The organism is Azospira sp. APE16 (assembly GCF_047901315.1).
Classification (GTDB): domain Bacteria; phylum Pseudomonadota; class Gammaproteobacteria; order Burkholderiales; family Rhodocyclaceae; genus Azospira; species Azospira oryzae.
On the sequence record NZ_CP179682.1, the window covers coordinates 3403047 to 3417096 of the forward strand.

Genomic DNA, 14050 nt, shown 5'->3' on the forward strand with positions numbered 1-14050 from the left:
CGAAAGTCCCGCCATGAAACAGAACTACATCCGCCCCCTGGATCTCAAGCACGGCCGCGTGGACATGAGCCACGGCAGCGGCGGCCGGGCCATGGCCCAGCTCATCGACGAACTGTTCGCCCCCATGCTGGGCAACGACTACCTGGCCCAGGGCAACGACGGCTCGGTCATGCCCTTGCCGGACGGCCCGGGCCGGCTAGTGATGGCCACCGACGCCCACGTGGTGTCGCCCCTCTTCTTCCCCGGCGGCGACATCGGCTGCCTCTCGGTGCACGGCACCATCAACGACGTGGCGGTGATGGGCGCCAAGCCCCTCTATCTCTCGGCCAGCTTCATCCTGGAAGAGGGCTTCGCCCTGGCGGACCTCAAGCGCATCGTCGAATCCATGGCGGCGGCGGCCAGGGAAGCCGGCGTGCCGGTGGTCACCGGCGACACCAAGGTGGTGGAGCAGGGCAAGGGGGACGGGGTTTTCATCAGCACCACCGGCGTCGGCTGGCTGCCCGCCGGCATCGAGCTATCCGGCAACCGGGCAGCGGCGGGCGACGCCATCCTGGTCTCCGGCCCCATCGGCGACCACGGCATGGCCATCATGAGCCAGCGGGAAAGCCTGGCCTTCGAATCCCCCATCGTTTCCGACACCGCCGCCCTGCACGGCCTGGTGGCCGACCTGCTGGCCAGCGGCGTCCAGGTCAAGGTGCTGCGGGACCCCACCCGGGGCGGCCTGGGCACCACCCTCAATGAAATCGCCCGCCAGTCGGGCGTCGGCATGATGCTGCAGGAAGCCCGCATTCCGGTGCAGCCGGCGGTGGCCGCCGCCTGCGAATTCCTCGGCCTCGATCCCCTCTACTGCGCCTGCGAGGGCCGCCTCATCGCCATCGTCGCCGGTGAAGACAAGGACAAGGCCCTGGCCGCCCTGCAGGCCCATCCCCAGGGCACCGGCGCCGCCATCGTCGGCAGCGTGCATGAGGACCCCCACCACTTCGTGCAGATGACCACCGGCTTCGGCGGCAAGCGCATCGTGGACTGGCTCACCGGGGAACAGCTGCCGCGCATCTGCTGACGGCGGAACGACAGGAAGACGGACGCAAAAAAAAAAGCCGGCCGGGCCTTGTGGGCCCGGCCGGCTTTTTCTTTACCAGGCGGGAAGGGGTCAGTCCCGCACGACGATCATGGCGGCGGCCACGTTGCTCAATTCCTCGAGAATCATGCGACGTGCGTCGGCCACATCCTTGGCGTTGGAAACCTCGTAAACATTGCGGCTGCCGTCGAGAAAACGCACGGAGGCGAGAAACGGCGCGGCACGGCGCCTGGGGCGACGCGGTGACGCAGGGGCAGCAGGGGCGGCGGGCGAGCCGGATGAAGCAGAACGACTGTGGCGTTGCATACAGCGAACCTCCCAGGTGGCGGTCAATTTTTTGACAGTAACCGCTCGTTCCCGGCCGGGACGGCGGGAATCTGGAGCCATGCTAACCAAAGCTAACTCATTGAAAAATAATACGAAGGTGATACCGACATGCTTATCGCCTGAATTCCGCCGCTAAGCCCCTAAAAATGCTGGAAATTACTTTTTCGGGAACGACGAAAAAATCCTCATGGACTAAGGGAGGAGGATGACGATTTACCAAATCGTAATTGCCAATGACTATCGCAGTCTTTCAATCAATTCATTGGATCAATCTTTCCCGCTTTGCTTAAATGGCAGCAACAACACCGGGAGTCCACCATGTCCGCTTTCATCCATCAGCTTGACGACCATGTCCTGCACAGCCGCCATCCCTGGCGCCGCGGCGCCGGCCTGGCCATCGCCGTGGCCGGCACGGTGATCCTGGCGGCCCACGGTGTGGCCGCCCTGCTCGATGCCCTGGAAAGCAGCGGCATGACCGGCGCCCTCCTGGGGGGCATGGCCGGTGCGGCCGCCACCGCCGCCGGCGCCGTGGCCATGCTTTTTCTCGGCAAGCTCAACGGCCGCCGGGAAGACCAGCTGATGGCCTTCGCCGCCGGGGTGATGCTGGCCGCCGCCATCGTCTCCCTCTTCATTCCCGCCATCGAAGCCGCCGCGCCGGTCTTCGGCAATGCCTCGCCCCTGGCCGTGCTGCTGGCCCTGGGGGCCGGTGTCGGCCTGATGCTGGGCCTGGACAAGGCCCTGCCCCACGCCCACGCCGTCAGCGGTGTCCATGGCCCGGCCACCCATGCCTCCCGGGGCCTGCTGCTGGCCCTGGCCCTGTTCCTGCACAACTTCCCCGAAGGCATGGCGGTGGGCATCGCCGCCAGCGGCGGTGCAGGGGCCGTAGTGCCGGTGGCCCTGGCCATCGCCGTGCAGGATGTGCCCGAGGGCCTGCTGGTAGCCCTGGCCCTGGGCGCTGCCGGCATGAACCTGCAACGGGCCGTGCTGCTGGGCGCCGCCACCGGCCTGGCCGAGCCCGTGGGGGCCTGGATCGCCGCCACGGTCCTGGGCGACAACCCGGCCCTCTACCCGGTAGGCCTGGCCTTCGCCGCCGGCGCCATGGGCTTCGTGGTCTTCCACGAAATGCTGCCGGAACTGAAGAGCCGGGGCGGCCTGCCCCAGGTCTCCGGCGCCCTGGCCGGCGGCATCGCCCTGATGCTGGGGGTGGACCTCTTCCTCGGCTGATTGCGTTACATCAAGTCAAAAAAGCCCCGGGGCCGCTAGAATTGCGGCCCTATGGCTTCCCTGCGCATCCTCCTCCTCACCCACACCTTCAACAGCCTGACCCAGCGCCTCCACGCCGAACTGACGGCCCGGGGCCATGAGGTGTCGGTGGAGTTCGACATTGCCGATTCGGTCACCGCCGAGGCCGTCGCCCTCTTCCGCCCCGACCTGATCCTGGCCCCCTTCCTGAAGCGGGCCATCGCCGAGGAGCTGTGGTCCAAGCACCTGTGCCTGATCGTGCATCCGGGCATCGTCGGCGACCGGGGCCCCTCGGCCCTGGACTGGGCCATCCAGAACGGGGAGGAGACCTGGGGCGTCACCGTGCTGCAGGCCGAGGCGGAGATGGATGCCGGCCCGGTCTGGGCCAGCGCCGAATTCCCCCTGCGCGGCGGCAAGAAGGCCAGCGTGTACCGCCAGGAAGTGACGGAGGCCGCCTGCCGCGCCTCCCTGGAAGCCATCGAGCGTTTCCAGGCCGGCGGCTTCACGCCCCGCCGCCCCAACCCGGCCGATCCTGCGGTACGAGGCCGGGAGCGCCCCCTGATGCGGCAGACGGACCGGGCCATCGACTGGACCCGGGATGACACCGCCACGGTGCTGCGCAAGCTCAACGCCGCCGACGGCTTTCCCGGCGTGCTCGACGAACTCTTCGGCGAGCCCTGCCATCTCTACGATGCCTGGCGGGAAGCGCGGCTGCGGGGCACGCCCGGCGCCATCATCGCCCGTCGCGAGACCGCCCTGTGCCGGGCCACGGCGGACGGCGCCCTGTGGCTGGGCCATGTAAAGCGGGGCGCGCCCTACCCCCACGCCTTCAAGCTGCCCGCCACCACGGCCTTCGCCGAGCGGCTGGCCGAGATCCCGGAAGCGCCCCTGGACGGCTGGTTCGCCGCCGACCATGCCACCTGGCAGGACATCCGCTATGAGGAGGCCGGCGCCGTCGGTTTCCTCCATTTCGACTTCTACAACGGCGCCATGGGCACCGACCACTGCCAGCGCCTGCTGGCCGCCCTCCACTTCGCCCTGGAACGGCCAACGTCCGTGCTGGTGCTGATGGGCGGGCAGGACTTCTGGTCCAACGGCATCCACCTCAATCTGATCGAGGCCGCCGATTCCCCCGCTGACGAATCCTGGCGCAACATCAACGCCATGGACGACCTGGCCGAGGCCCTCATCCGCGCCACCGGCAAGCTCACCATCGCCGCCCTGGGCGGCAACGCCGGCGCCGGCGGCTGCTTCCTGGCCCGGGCCGCCGATCTGCTGTGGGCCCGCCAGGGCGTCATCCTCAACCCCCACTACAAGAACATGGGCAACCTCTACGGCTCCGAGTTCTGGACCTACCTGCTGCCGCCCCGGGTCGGCGCGGACGGGGCCCGGGCCATCATGCAGCACCGCCTGCCCATGACCGCCGACGAGGGCGTGGCCCTGGGCTTCCTCGACGCCGCCCTGGCCGGCACTCCGGAGGCCTTCCGCGTGGATGTAGCCCGCTGCGCCGCCGAGCTGGCCGCCGCGCCGGACCTGGCCCAGCGCCTGGCCGAGAAGGCCGCCCGGCGGGCCTCCGACGAGGCCGAGAAGCCGCTGTCCGCCTGGCGCGCCGAGGAGCTGGCCCACATGCAGCGCAACTTCTACGGCTTCGACCCCAGCTATCATGTGGCCCGTTACCACTTCGTGCACAAGTCGCCCCAGTCCTGGACGCCGCGCCACCTGGCGAAGCACCGGGACCTGGGCTGGAGCGTCCCCGAGACGAACTGAAGCGCCATGAAAAACGTCCCCGCCCTGCCTGCCGTCCTCGTGGTGGACGATGAAGTCCGCTCCCAGGAGGCCCTGCGCCGCACCCTGGAGGAAGACTTCACCGTCTTCACCGCCTCCGGCGCCGACGAGGCCATGGCCATCATGGAGCGGGAGCAGGGCGCCAGCGGCGGCAAGGGCGTGCAGGTGGTTCTGTGCGACCAGCGCATGCCCGGCACCTCCGGCGTCGCTTTCCTCACCGAGGTGCGCCAGCGCTGGCCCGACGTGGTGCGCATCGTCCTCTCCGGCTACACCGAGGCCGGCGACATCATTGCCGGCATCAACGAGGCCGGCATCTACCAGTACCTGCTCAAACCCTGGCAGCCGGAACAGCTGTTGCTGACCTTGAAGAGCGCCGCCAACGTCTGGCGCCTGCAGCAGGACAACCAGCGCCTCTCCCTGGAACTGCGCGCCGCCGAGCCGGTGCTGGAGAGCAAGGTGGAGATGAAGTACGAGCGGGTGAAGCGGGAGCTGGGCCTGGACGGCCTCACCCGCAGCGCCGGCAGCCCCATGAATCCGGTCTGCGACATGGTGCAGCGCATCGCCCCCTACGACCTCTCGGTGCTGCTCATGGGCGAATCGGGCACCGGCAAGGAAATGCTGGCCCGGGCCATCCACTACCAGAGCCGGCGGGACCGCCAGGCCTTCGTCGTAGAGAACTGCGGCGCCCTGCCGGACCAGCTGCTGGAAGCGGAACTGTTCGGCTACAAGCGGGGCGCCTTCACCGGCGCCTACGAGGACCGTATCGGCCTCTTCCAGCAGGCCGACGGCGGCACCATCTTCCTCGACGAAATCGGCGAGACCTCCCCGGCCTTCCAGGTGAAGCTCTTGCGGGTACTGCAGGAGGGCGAGTTCCGCCCCCTGGGCAGTCCCCGGCCGGTGAGCGTCAATGTGCGGGTCATCGCCGCCACCAACCGGGACCTGGAGGCCGAGGTGCGGGAAGGCCGCTTCCGCGAGGACCTCTACTACCGCCTGGCCACCGTCACCCTGCACGTGCCGCCCCTGCGGGAGCGGCCCATGGACATTCCCCTGCTGGCCCAGCGCCTGCTGGAAGCCTCCCAGAAAGCCCTGGGCAAGACCGTGCAGGGTTTCACCACCGAGACCCTGGCCTGCATCGCCGCCTACCGCTGGCCCGGCAACGTGCGGGAACTGCAGAACGAGATCCTGCGCATGCTGGCCCTGTGCGAAGGCAAGCAACTGGGTGCCGAGCTGCTTTCGCCCCGGGTGTTGCGGGCCCCGGTGGGGGTCCATGAGGATGCGGAACTATCCTTCCTCGCCGACCTTTCCGGCGGCCTCAAGGAGCGCATGGAGCAGCTGGAGGCCAAGGTGGTGAAGGAGGCCTTGATCCGCCACCGCTGGAACAAATCCAAGGCCGCCGCCGACCTGGGCCTCTCCCGCGTCGGCCTGCGCAACAAGCTGGTGCGCTACGGGCTGGAGAAGGGGTGATGCTTAAGATCGTTGCCACAGAGGGCACAGAGGACACAGAGTTTTTCCGAGCTGTGCAACGGTCGGCGCTTGCTTCAAGCGTGAGGAACGGCGAATTCCAGAGGACACCCTCTGTGCTCTCTGTGCCCTCTGTGGCAAAGGTTTTCCCGTGAACCTCCTCTGGCTCCAGGCCGGCGGTTGCGGCGGCTGCACCCTCTCCCTGCTCGGCGCCGACGCCCGGGATTTGCTGCGGCAGCTGGAGGACGTGGGCATCCGCGTGCTCTTCCACCCGGCCCTCTCCGAAGCCTCCGGCCCCGAGGCCCTGGCCATCCTCGAAGACGCCGCCAGCGGCAAGGTGCCGGTGGACATCCTCTGCGTCGAGGGCGCCGTGCTGCGGGGGCCCAATGGTAGCGGGCGCTTTCACATCCTCGCCGGCACCGGCATTCCCATGCTGGACTGGGTCCAGCGCCTGGCGAACCAGGCCCGCCACGTCTTCGCCATCGGCTCCTGTACCGCCTTCGGCGGCGTGCCGGCGGCGGGGGAGAACAGCACCGACGCCTGCGGCCTGCAGTTCGAGGGCGACGAAAAGGGCGGCATCCTGGGCGCCGAGTGGCAGAGCGCCGCCGGCCTGCCGGTGGTGAATGTGGCCGGCTGCCCGACCCACCCGGGCTGGGTGGTGGACAGCCTGATGGCCCTGGCCCTGGGCCAGTTGCAGGCCAGGGACCTGGACGCCCTGCAGCGCCCCCGTTTCTATTCGGACCAGCTGGTGCACCACGGCTGCCCGCGCAACGAGTTCTACGAATTCAAGGCCAGCGCCCACAAGCCCTCGGAGCTGGGCTGCCTCATGGAAAACCTGGGCTGCAAGGGCACCCAGGCCCACGCCGACTGCAACACCCGGGTGTGGAACGGCGTCGGCTCCTGCCTGCGCGGCGGCTACCCCTGCATCTCCTGCACCGAGCCGGGTTTCGAGGAGCCGGGCCATCCCTTCATGGAAACGCCCAAGGTGGCCGGCATTCCCATCGGCCTGCCTTCAGACATGCCCAAGGCCTGGTTCGTCGCCCTCGCCGCCCTGTCGAAATCGGCCACGCCGAAGCGGGTGCGGGAAAACGCCGCCGCCGACCATCCGGTGGTGATGCCGGCCATCCGCAAGACGGGGTTGAAATGAGCAAGCTGGTGTTGGGTCCCTTCAACCGGGTCGAAGGCGATCTTGAAGTGAGCCTGGAGGTAAGCGACGGCGCCGTGCACTCGGCCCGGGTGAACGCCCCCCTCTACCGCGGCTTCGAGCCCATGCTGCTGGGCAAGGCGCCCCTGGACGCCCTGGCCATCGTGCCGCGCATCTGCGGCATCTGCTCCGTGGCCCAGTCGGCCGCCGCCGCCAGCGCCCTGGCCGAGGCCATGGGCCTGACCCCGCCGCCCAACGGCCGCCTCGCCCGCAACCTGATCCAGGCCGGGGAAAACCTGGCGGACCACCTGACCCACTTCTACCTCTTTTTCATGCCGGACTTCGCCCGGGCCGCCTACGCCGCCAAGCCCTGGTTCGCCGAGACCGAAGGCCGCTTCAAGGCCCAGACGGGACGGGCCACGGCGGAGATGCTGCCCGCCCGGGCCGGTTTCATGCGCCTGCAGGGCTACCTGGCCGGCAAATGGCCCCACACCATGGCCCTGCAGCCCGGCGGCACCACCCGGGCGGTGCTGGCGGCGGAGAAGATCCGCCTCTACGCCGTGCTGCGGGAGTTCCGCGCCTGGCTGGAAAGCACCCTCTTCGGCGACGCCCTGGAAACTGTGGCCGCCCTGGATTCGGCCGACGCCTTGCGGGCCTGGGCCGCCGGGCGCCAGGCCGACTTTCCCCGCTTCCTGGCCCTGGCCGACGACCTGGGCCTGCAGCAGGTGGGCCGGGCCGGCAATCTCTTCCTGAGCGTCGGCGCCTATCCGGGCTCCGTCGGCAGCCTCTTCCCCGCCGGCGTCTGGGACGGCGCCAAGGGCCGCCGCGCCGAGCTGGACACCGCCCGCATCGTCGAGGACCTGAGCCACGCCTGGCTGGCCGGCGACGCCCCCCAGGCTCCCGCCCAGGGCCAGACCCGGCCCCTGCTGGAGAAGGAGGACGCCTACACCTGGTGCAAGGCCCCCCGCTACGGCGGCCAGGTGGCCGAGGTGGGCGCCCTGGCGCGGCAGCTGGTGGCCGGCCAGCCCCTGGCCCAGGACTTGGTGCGTAACGGGCAAGGGAAATCCGCCGGCGGCAATGTCACCGCCCGCATCGTCGCCCGCATGCTGGAAATCGCCGCCCTCATCCCGGCCATGGAAAGCTGGGTGCAGCAGCTGGCCCCCGGCGAACCTTTCTGCGCCCACGGCGAACTGCCGGATGCCGCCGTCGGCGTCGGCCTCACCGAAGCCGCCCGGGGCAGCCTGGGCCACTGGCTGACGGTGAAGCACGGCGCCATCGCCGGCTACCAGATCATCGCCCCCACCACCTGGAACTTCTCCCCCCGGGATGCCGCCGGCACCCCCGGCCCCCTGGAACAGGCCCTGGTGGGCCTGCCCATCCCCAAGGACGAAGCGGCGCCGGTGCTGGTGCAGCACGTGGTGCGCTCCTTCGATCCGTGCATGGTGTGCACGGTGCATTAGGCACCGGCTGGCGATCTAGAAAAGACGGGCATTTCAGGCAGGGGCTGGCTAGCAGCCCCGTCCCGCCTGCCTTCCAGCCCTATCCCAAAGGCAGCTTCTCCGCCCCCTGGCGGATGGCCTCCACCGCCGGGTGGCGGATCTTGCGCTCGTTGGAGATGGCGTAGAACTGCTCCCGCACGTCCTCCATGCCGCCCACCGGGCGGGCGCGGAACTGCTCCTCGAGGGCGTCGGCCAGCAGGGTCGGGGCCGGGAAGAGGCCCAGGCCGGAACGGCCGAAGGTCATCATCAGGGCGCTGTCCTCGAATTCCCCCACCACGTCGGGCCGCAGGTTGCGGGCCGAGAGCCAGGCATCGATGCGGCCGCGCAGGGCCGTGTCCCGGGTCGGCAGCAAGAGGGGGGCGCCGTTGAGGGAATCGGGAAAGCCGGGGCCGTAGCGGGCCGCCAGCTCCGCCGTGGCAAAAACGCCCATGCGGCACTCCCCCAGGGGATGGCTGTACACCCGCAGATTGGGACGGCTGCCGGCGGGACGGTCGGTGAGCACCACATCCAGCTTGTGCAGGGCCAGGTCGGCCAGCAGTTCGTCAAATTCCCCTTCATGGCAGACCAGGCGCACCGGCTGGGGCAGGTCGATGGCGGCCTGCAGCAGGCGGTAGGCGATGAGCTTGGGCAGGGCGTCGGAAATGCCCACGGTCAGCTTCAGGCTGGCGGCGGCGGTCTGGAGCTGCAGGGCCTCCTGCAGCTGCTCGCCGAGGAGGAAAATCTGGTCGGCGTAATGCAGGGCGGTGCGGCCCGCCTCGGTCAGCACCAGGCGCCGCCCTTCCTGGGTGAACAGGGCGGTACCGAGGGACTGTTCCAGTTCCTTCAGCTGGGCGCTGATGGTCTGCACCGCCACCCCCAGGCGCTCGGCGGCGCGACTGATGCCGCCTTCCTTGGCCACCACCCAGAAATAATGGAGATGGCGGTGGTTGAGACTGGCCGGGGAGGTGTTGGGGGCGCTCATGTTCAGTTTTTTACGAAGTAACGATTCGATTCTCTCTGCTTTTTCCTGACAACGAAAGACCCTAAGCTGCGTTCTCGATTCGCTTTCTGCCACAGGAGGACGCCATGCAACCCACCATCATCGCCCGTCGCATCGACATCGGTGCCGAGATCCGCAGCTACGTCGCCCATCGCCTCGGCTTCGCCCTGGACCGCAGCCGCCATCGCATCCGCGCCGTCACCGTGCGCCTGATGGACCGCAACGGCCACCGCGGCGGCGTGGACAAGCTGTGCCGCATCCAGGTGGAAGTGGACGGCCAGGCCCCGCTGGTGGTCAGCGACGTGGCCGGCGACCTGCGGGCCGCCATCGACGGCGCCGCCCACCGGGCTGCCCAGGCCCTGGCCCGGACCCTGCGGCGCAGCGTCGCCCCCCTGCGCCGCCAGGGCCGTCTGGCCCGCCGCCTACCCGCCGCCGAAGAGGCGGAGCTCAATCTGCAACCTGCCTTCTGATCCAGTCTTTACCGGAGCAATGCCATGAAACGCGTTCTGATCTTCCTTGCCACCAACCTGGCCATCATGGTGGTCCTGGGCCTGGTCATCAATCTGCTGGGCCTCAACCGCTTCCTCACCGCCAACGGCCTCAACCTGCCCATGCTGCTGGGGTTCGCCGCGGTGATGGGCTTCGGCGGCTCCTTCATTTCCCTGTGGCTGTCCAAGCCCATGGCCAAGTGGAGCACCGGCGCCCAGGTCATCGAGCAGCCGCGCAACCCCACCGAAGCCTGGCTGGTGGACACCGTCGCCCGCCTGGCCAAGAACGCCGGCCTGCCCATGCCGGAAGTGGCCATCTACGAGGGCGAGGCCAACGCCTTCGCCACCGGCCCCAGCCGCAACAACTCCCTGGTGGCCGTGTCCACCGGCCTGCTGCAATCCATGAGCAGGGAGGAAGTGGAGGCGGTGCTGGCCCACGAGGTGGCCCACGTGGCCAACGGCGACATGGTGACCCTGACCCTGATCCAGGGCGTGGTGAACACCTTCGTCTTCTTCCTGGCCCGGGTGGTCGGCTATCTGGTGGACAGCTTCCTGCGCAAGGACAACGAGGAATCCTCCGGCCCCGGGCTCGGCTACATGGTGACGGTGGTGGTGTGCGACATCGTCTTCGGCATCCTCGCCTCCATGATCGTCATGTACTTCTCCCGCCAGCGGGAATTCCGGGCCGATGCCGGCGCCGCCCGGCTCATGGGCAACAACCCGCGCCCCATGATGGCGGCCCTGCAGCGTCTCGGCGGCTTGTCCCCCGAACCCCTGCCCGCCAATATGGCGGCCTCCGGCATCGCCGGCGGCAAGGGCTGGATGAGCCTCTTCTCCAGCCACCCGCCCATCGAGGAGCGCATCACCGCCCTGCAGCAACGCGGCTGAGCATCGAGGCGCTGCCCATGGCGGCGCACCGCATCCCCAGGCCCGCTCCGGCGGGCCTTTTCTTTTGCGGCAAAGACCCCAGCGCCGCCGTGGAGCCCGGTGCCTTTTGGTAGACTGGCGGGCATTGCGCCGGCCTGCCGCATTCCGCGGCCTTCCGCCCGCCGGCGAGGGAGAACGCATGGAACGCATCACCATTTCCCTGGACGAGGACCTGGCCCGGGAATTCGACGCCCTCATCGCCGCCCGGGGCTACAGCAACCGCTCCGAAGCGGTGCGCGACATCCTCCGCTCCCAGCTGGAAACCTGGCGCCAGGCGCGCAAGGAATCGGACCACTGCGTGGCCAACCTCTCCTACGTCTACAACCACCACGAACGGGAGCTGGCGGAGCGCCTCACCTCCATCCAGCACGACCACCACGACCTCACCGTGTCCACCCTGCACGCCCACCTGGACCACGAGCACTGCATCGAGAGCACCATCCTCAAGGGCCCGACGGAGGACGTGCGGGCCTTCGCCCAGGCCCTCATGGCGGAGCGCGGCGTGCGCCACGGCCAGCTCAACCTGGTCACCGTGGAACTGGACGAGAGCCAGAAGCAGCACAGCCACAAGCACAGCCATGCCCACGGCCACGGCTATCGCCACCTGCACCTGAAGCCCAGCCGCTAGTCCCGCCGCCATGACCGCCAAGCGTCCCGCCCGCCCCCTGCTCGACGGCAGCCTGCTGCCGGAGCCGGCCCAGCTGCTGGAGGGGGTGAACGAGAAGGTGTGGATCGAGGTGATCCAGAAGATGGACGAGGTCTACAACGACCTGCTGCAGTACGAAGTGGCCCTGGAGCAGAACAACGCCGCCCTGGAGGAGTCCCACCGCTTCATCGCCAGCATCCTCGCCTCCATGTCCGACATCCTGGTGGTGTGCGACCGTCACGGCGCCATCGAGGAGGTGAACCCGGCCTTCCAGCGCTACACCGGACGGGACGAGCCGACCCTCAAGGGCACTTCCATCTTCGACCTCTTCGCCGACGACAAGGCCCGGGACAAGGCCCGCAGCTTCTTCGCCAGCCAGAGCCACGACGGCGCCCAGGACGTGGAGCTGCCCCTGCAGGCCGAGGATGGCGGCGCTGTGCCCGTTTCCTTCAACTGGACGCCCCGCCTCTCCGGCACCGGCAAGCTGATCGGCATGGTGGTCACCGGCCGCCCGGTGGGGGAACTGCGCCGGGCCTACCGGGAACTGCGGCAGACCCACGAGGACTTGAAGCGCACCCAGCAGCAGCTGCTGCACTCGGAGAAGATGGCCTCCCTCGGCCGCCTGGTGGCCGGGGTTGCCCACGAGCTGAACAACCCCATCAGCTTCGTGCTGGGCAATGTGCTGGCCCTGAAGCGCTACGCCGGACGCCTGGAAACCTATCTGGAAGCGGTACACAACCGGGGCTGCGACTGCATCCCGGAACTGGAGGAACTGCGCAGCGAACTGCGCATCGACCGCATCCTGGAAGACATGTCCCCCCTCATCGACGGCATGATCGAAGGCGCCGAGCGCACCCGGGACATCGTGGACGGCCTCAAGCGCTTTTCCGCCCTGGACCGTGAGGCGGCGGAACGTTTCAACCTGGCCGAGGTGGTGCAGCGGGCGGTGCGCTGGGTGGCCAAGAGCGCCCCGCCCAGCTTCACCGTGCGCACCGAGCTGCCGGCGGAGCTGCCCCTGCGGGGCTCCCCGGGGCAGCTGCAGCAGGTGGTGATGAACCTGGTGCAGAACGCCCTGCAGGCCACCGCCGCCCAGCCCGGGGGAGAGTTGCTGATCAGCGGCGAGCTGGGGGAAAGGGAACTGCGCCTGACCTTCCACGACAACGGCCCCGGCATTCCCGACGAAGCCCTGGGCCATCTCTTCGACCCCTTCTTCACCACCAAGCCGGTGGGGGAAGGCACGGGCCTGGGCCTTTCCATCTCCTACGGCATCGTCGAACGCCACGGCGGCCGCATCGTCGCCAGCAACCATCCCGAAGGCGGCGCCGTATTCCGCCTGACCCTGCCCCGGGACCTCCCCGCCGCCTGAAGCCCCCGGCGGCGCCCTGCCGCCGGTACACCTGCATGGCCCCAGTCCGGCCGGCCATGGAGCGGATTGAGTCCGTCGCCCCGGATTTCCCTGCCGCTTTCTGATCCAGGTCAACCCCGATCGTGTGACGGAAAGTTTATTCTTCACACTTTCTAACCTTCTGCCGCCCGCCGGCGGCCCCCTCACGGCCCGTGGATACCCTGCCCGACAACTGGCTCGCCCTCGCTTCCCTGGTGTTGATCCTGGGCATGAAGCACGGCTTCGACGCCGACCACCTAGCCACCATCGACGGCCTCACCCGCTTCAACAGCCGGCGCAACCCGGGCCTGGCGCGCTACTGCGGCACCCTCTTTTCCCTTGGCCACGGAGCCATCGTCGTCGCCATCGCCCTGGCGGTCGGCACCCTGGCGGACGTGTGGCAGGTGCCCGAATGGTTCGAATGGGTGGGCGGCCTCATCTCCATCGCCTTCCTCACCCTGCTCGGCGCCGTGAACCTGCGGGCCGTGCTGGCCGCCGCTCCGGGCGAGATGGTGCGCCCCGCCGGCATCAAGGGCCGCTTCCTCGGCCGCCTCACCGAAGCCGGCCACCCCCTGCTGGTGGCCGCCGTCGGCGCCCTCTTCGCCCTCTCCTTCGACACCCTGTCCCAGGCCGCCCTCTTCGCCTTCACCGCCACCCGCCACGGCGGCTGGGAGCACGCCCTGGGCCTTTCCCTGCTGTTCATGCTGGGCATGCTCATCACCGACGGCATCAACGGCCTGTGGATCTCCCGCCTCATCGCCCGGGCCGACACGGTGGCCCTGGTGGCCTCCCGGGTCATGGGCCTGGTGGTCTCCGCCGTCAGCCTGCTGGTGGCCGCCTTCGGCGCCGCCAAGATGCTCTCCCCCGCGGTGGAAGCCTGGAGCGACGGCAAGGAACTGGCCTTCGGCTTCGCCCTGGTGTGCATCATCGCCGCCAGCTTCCTGCTCGCCCTGCGCCTCGCCCGCCGGCCCCTGCCGGCCTGAACCACCCGCCCTATCCTGCGCTGTCATCCAACCACCTGCCACTGCTCTCGCCCCCGGATATGAAAAATAAAAATATCTTCACACCTGGCCAAAACCATCGCCTCCAG

Annotated in this window: 13 protein-coding genes; 11 read left to right on the top strand and 2 right to left on the bottom strand. The window is 69.0% G+C overall.

What is annotated here, in order from left to right:
• The first annotated feature begins 13 nt into the window (after positions 1-13).
• On the top strand, positions 14-1060 hold the full coding sequence (gene hypE / locus ACLSSQ_RS16220; RefSeq protein WP_416243248.1) for a hydrogenase expression/formation protein HypE: 1047 nt from the start codon (positions 14-16) through the stop codon (positions 1058-1060).
• Positions 1061-1150: 90 nt separating this feature from the next.
• Here hypE and ACLSSQ_RS16225 read toward each other — a convergent pair whose 3' ends face one another.
• A complete protein-coding gene (locus ACLSSQ_RS16225; protein ID WP_268907597.1) occupies positions 1151-1279 on the bottom strand; it encodes a hypothetical protein in 129 nt (42 codons plus the stop codon).
• Between the two features lie 444 nt (positions 1280-1723).
• Here ACLSSQ_RS16225 and ACLSSQ_RS16230 point away from each other — a divergent pair, with 444 nt between their 5' ends.
• The 5 genes from ACLSSQ_RS16230 (at position 1724) to ACLSSQ_RS16250 (ending at position 8497) form a co-directional block, all read left to right on the top strand.
• Positions 1724-2629, top strand: a complete 906-nt coding sequence (locus tag ACLSSQ_RS16230; RefSeq protein WP_014236259.1) for a ZIP family metal transporter — start codon at positions 1724-1726, stop codon at positions 2627-2629.
• 51 nt (positions 2630-2680) lie between these two features.
• A complete protein-coding gene (locus ACLSSQ_RS16235) occupies positions 2681-4414 on the top strand; it encodes an enoyl-CoA hydratase-related protein (RefSeq protein WP_416243249.1) in 1734 nt (577 codons plus the stop codon).
• Positions 4415-4420: 6 nt separating this feature from the next.
• Positions 4421-5896 (top strand): sigma-54-dependent transcriptional regulator, encoded by a 1476-nt coding sequence (locus tag ACLSSQ_RS16240; protein ID WP_416243250.1) that lies wholly within the window; start codon positions 4421-4423, stop codon positions 5894-5896.
• A 148-nt stretch (positions 5897-6044) separates the two neighbouring features.
• Positions 6045-7040 carry a HupU protein gene (locus ACLSSQ_RS16245; protein WP_416243251.1) on the top strand — a complete coding sequence of 332 codons (996 nt, stop codon included), beginning with the start codon at positions 6045-6047 and terminating at the stop codon, positions 7038-7040.
• Positions 7037-8497, top strand: coding sequence for a nickel-dependent hydrogenase large subunit (locus tag ACLSSQ_RS16250; protein ID WP_416243252.1), 1461 nt, complete (start codon positions 7037-7039; stop codon positions 8495-8497). The genes ACLSSQ_RS16245 and ACLSSQ_RS16250 overlap by 4 nt, the downstream gene beginning before the upstream one ends.
• 79 nt (positions 8498-8576) lie before the next feature.
• On the opposite strand, the gene nhaR is transcribed toward ACLSSQ_RS16250, so the two are convergent.
• Positions 8577-9497 (bottom strand): transcriptional activator NhaR, encoded by a 921-nt coding sequence (gene nhaR / locus ACLSSQ_RS16255; protein ID WP_416243253.1) that lies wholly within the window; start codon positions 9495-9497, stop codon positions 8577-8579.
• A 104-nt stretch (positions 9498-9601) separates the two neighbouring features.
• Here nhaR and ACLSSQ_RS16260 point away from each other — a divergent pair, with 104 nt between their 5' ends.
• The 5 genes from ACLSSQ_RS16260 (at position 9602) to ACLSSQ_RS16280 (ending at position 13943) form a co-directional block, all read left to right on the top strand.
• Positions 9602-9985 (top strand): HPF/RaiA family ribosome-associated protein, encoded by a 384-nt coding sequence (locus tag ACLSSQ_RS16260; protein ID WP_014236253.1) that lies wholly within the window; start codon positions 9602-9604, stop codon positions 9983-9985.
• A 24-nt stretch (positions 9986-10009) separates the two neighbouring features.
• Entirely contained in the window at positions 10010-10891 is an 882-nt protein-coding gene (htpX, locus tag ACLSSQ_RS16265; protein ID WP_416243254.1) for a protease HtpX, read from the top strand.
• 178 nt (positions 10892-11069) lie between these two features.
• On the top strand, positions 11070-11558 hold the full coding sequence (gene nikR / locus ACLSSQ_RS16270; protein ID WP_014236251.1) for a nickel-responsive transcriptional regulator NikR: 489 nt from the start codon (positions 11070-11072) through the stop codon (positions 11556-11558).
• Between the two features lie 10 nt (positions 11559-11568).
• A complete protein-coding gene (locus ACLSSQ_RS16275) occupies positions 11569-12942 on the top strand; it encodes a sensor histidine kinase (protein ID WP_416243255.1) in 1374 nt (457 codons plus the stop codon).
• A 191-nt stretch (positions 12943-13133) separates the two neighbouring features.
• Entirely contained in the window at positions 13134-13943 is an 810-nt protein-coding gene (locus ACLSSQ_RS16280; protein ID WP_130459435.1) for a nickel transporter, read from the top strand.
• Positions 13944-14050 lie beyond the last annotated feature (107 nt).

What these genes read in the sequence shown, in the direction of transcription:
- hypE (WP_416243248.1), top strand. Translation starts at nt 14, where the DNA reads ATGAAACAGAACTACATCCGCCCCCTGGATCTCAAGCACGGCCGCGTG.
- ACLSSQ_RS16230 (WP_014236259.1), top strand. Translation starts at nt 1,724, where the DNA reads ATGTCCGCTTTCATCCATCAGCTTGACGACCATGTCCTGCACAGCCGC.
- ACLSSQ_RS16235 (WP_416243249.1), top strand. Translation starts at nt 2,681, where the DNA reads ATGGCTTCCCTGCGCATCCTCCTCCTCACCCACACCTTCAACAGCCTG.
- ACLSSQ_RS16240 (WP_416243250.1), top strand. Translation starts at nt 4,421, where the DNA reads ATGAAAAACGTCCCCGCCCTGCCTGCCGTCCTCGTGGTGGACGATGAA.
- ACLSSQ_RS16250 (WP_416243252.1), top strand. Translation starts at nt 7,037, where the DNA reads ATGAGCAAGCTGGTGTTGGGTCCCTTCAACCGGGTCGAAGGCGATCTT.
- nhaR (WP_416243253.1), bottom strand. Translation starts at nt 9,497, where the DNA reads ATGAGCGCCCCCAACACCTCCCCGGCCAGTCTCAACCACCGCCATCTC.
- ACLSSQ_RS16260 (WP_014236253.1), top strand. Translation starts at nt 9,602, where the DNA reads ATGCAACCCACCATCATCGCCCGTCGCATCGACATCGGTGCCGAGATC.
- htpX (WP_416243254.1), top strand. Translation starts at nt 10,010, where the DNA reads ATGAAACGCGTTCTGATCTTCCTTGCCACCAACCTGGCCATCATGGTG.
- nikR (WP_014236251.1), top strand. Translation starts at nt 11,070, where the DNA reads ATGGAACGCATCACCATTTCCCTGGACGAGGACCTGGCCCGGGAATTC.
- ACLSSQ_RS16275 (WP_416243255.1), top strand. Translation starts at nt 11,569, where the DNA reads ATGACCGCCAAGCGTCCCGCCCGCCCCCTGCTCGACGGCAGCCTGCTG.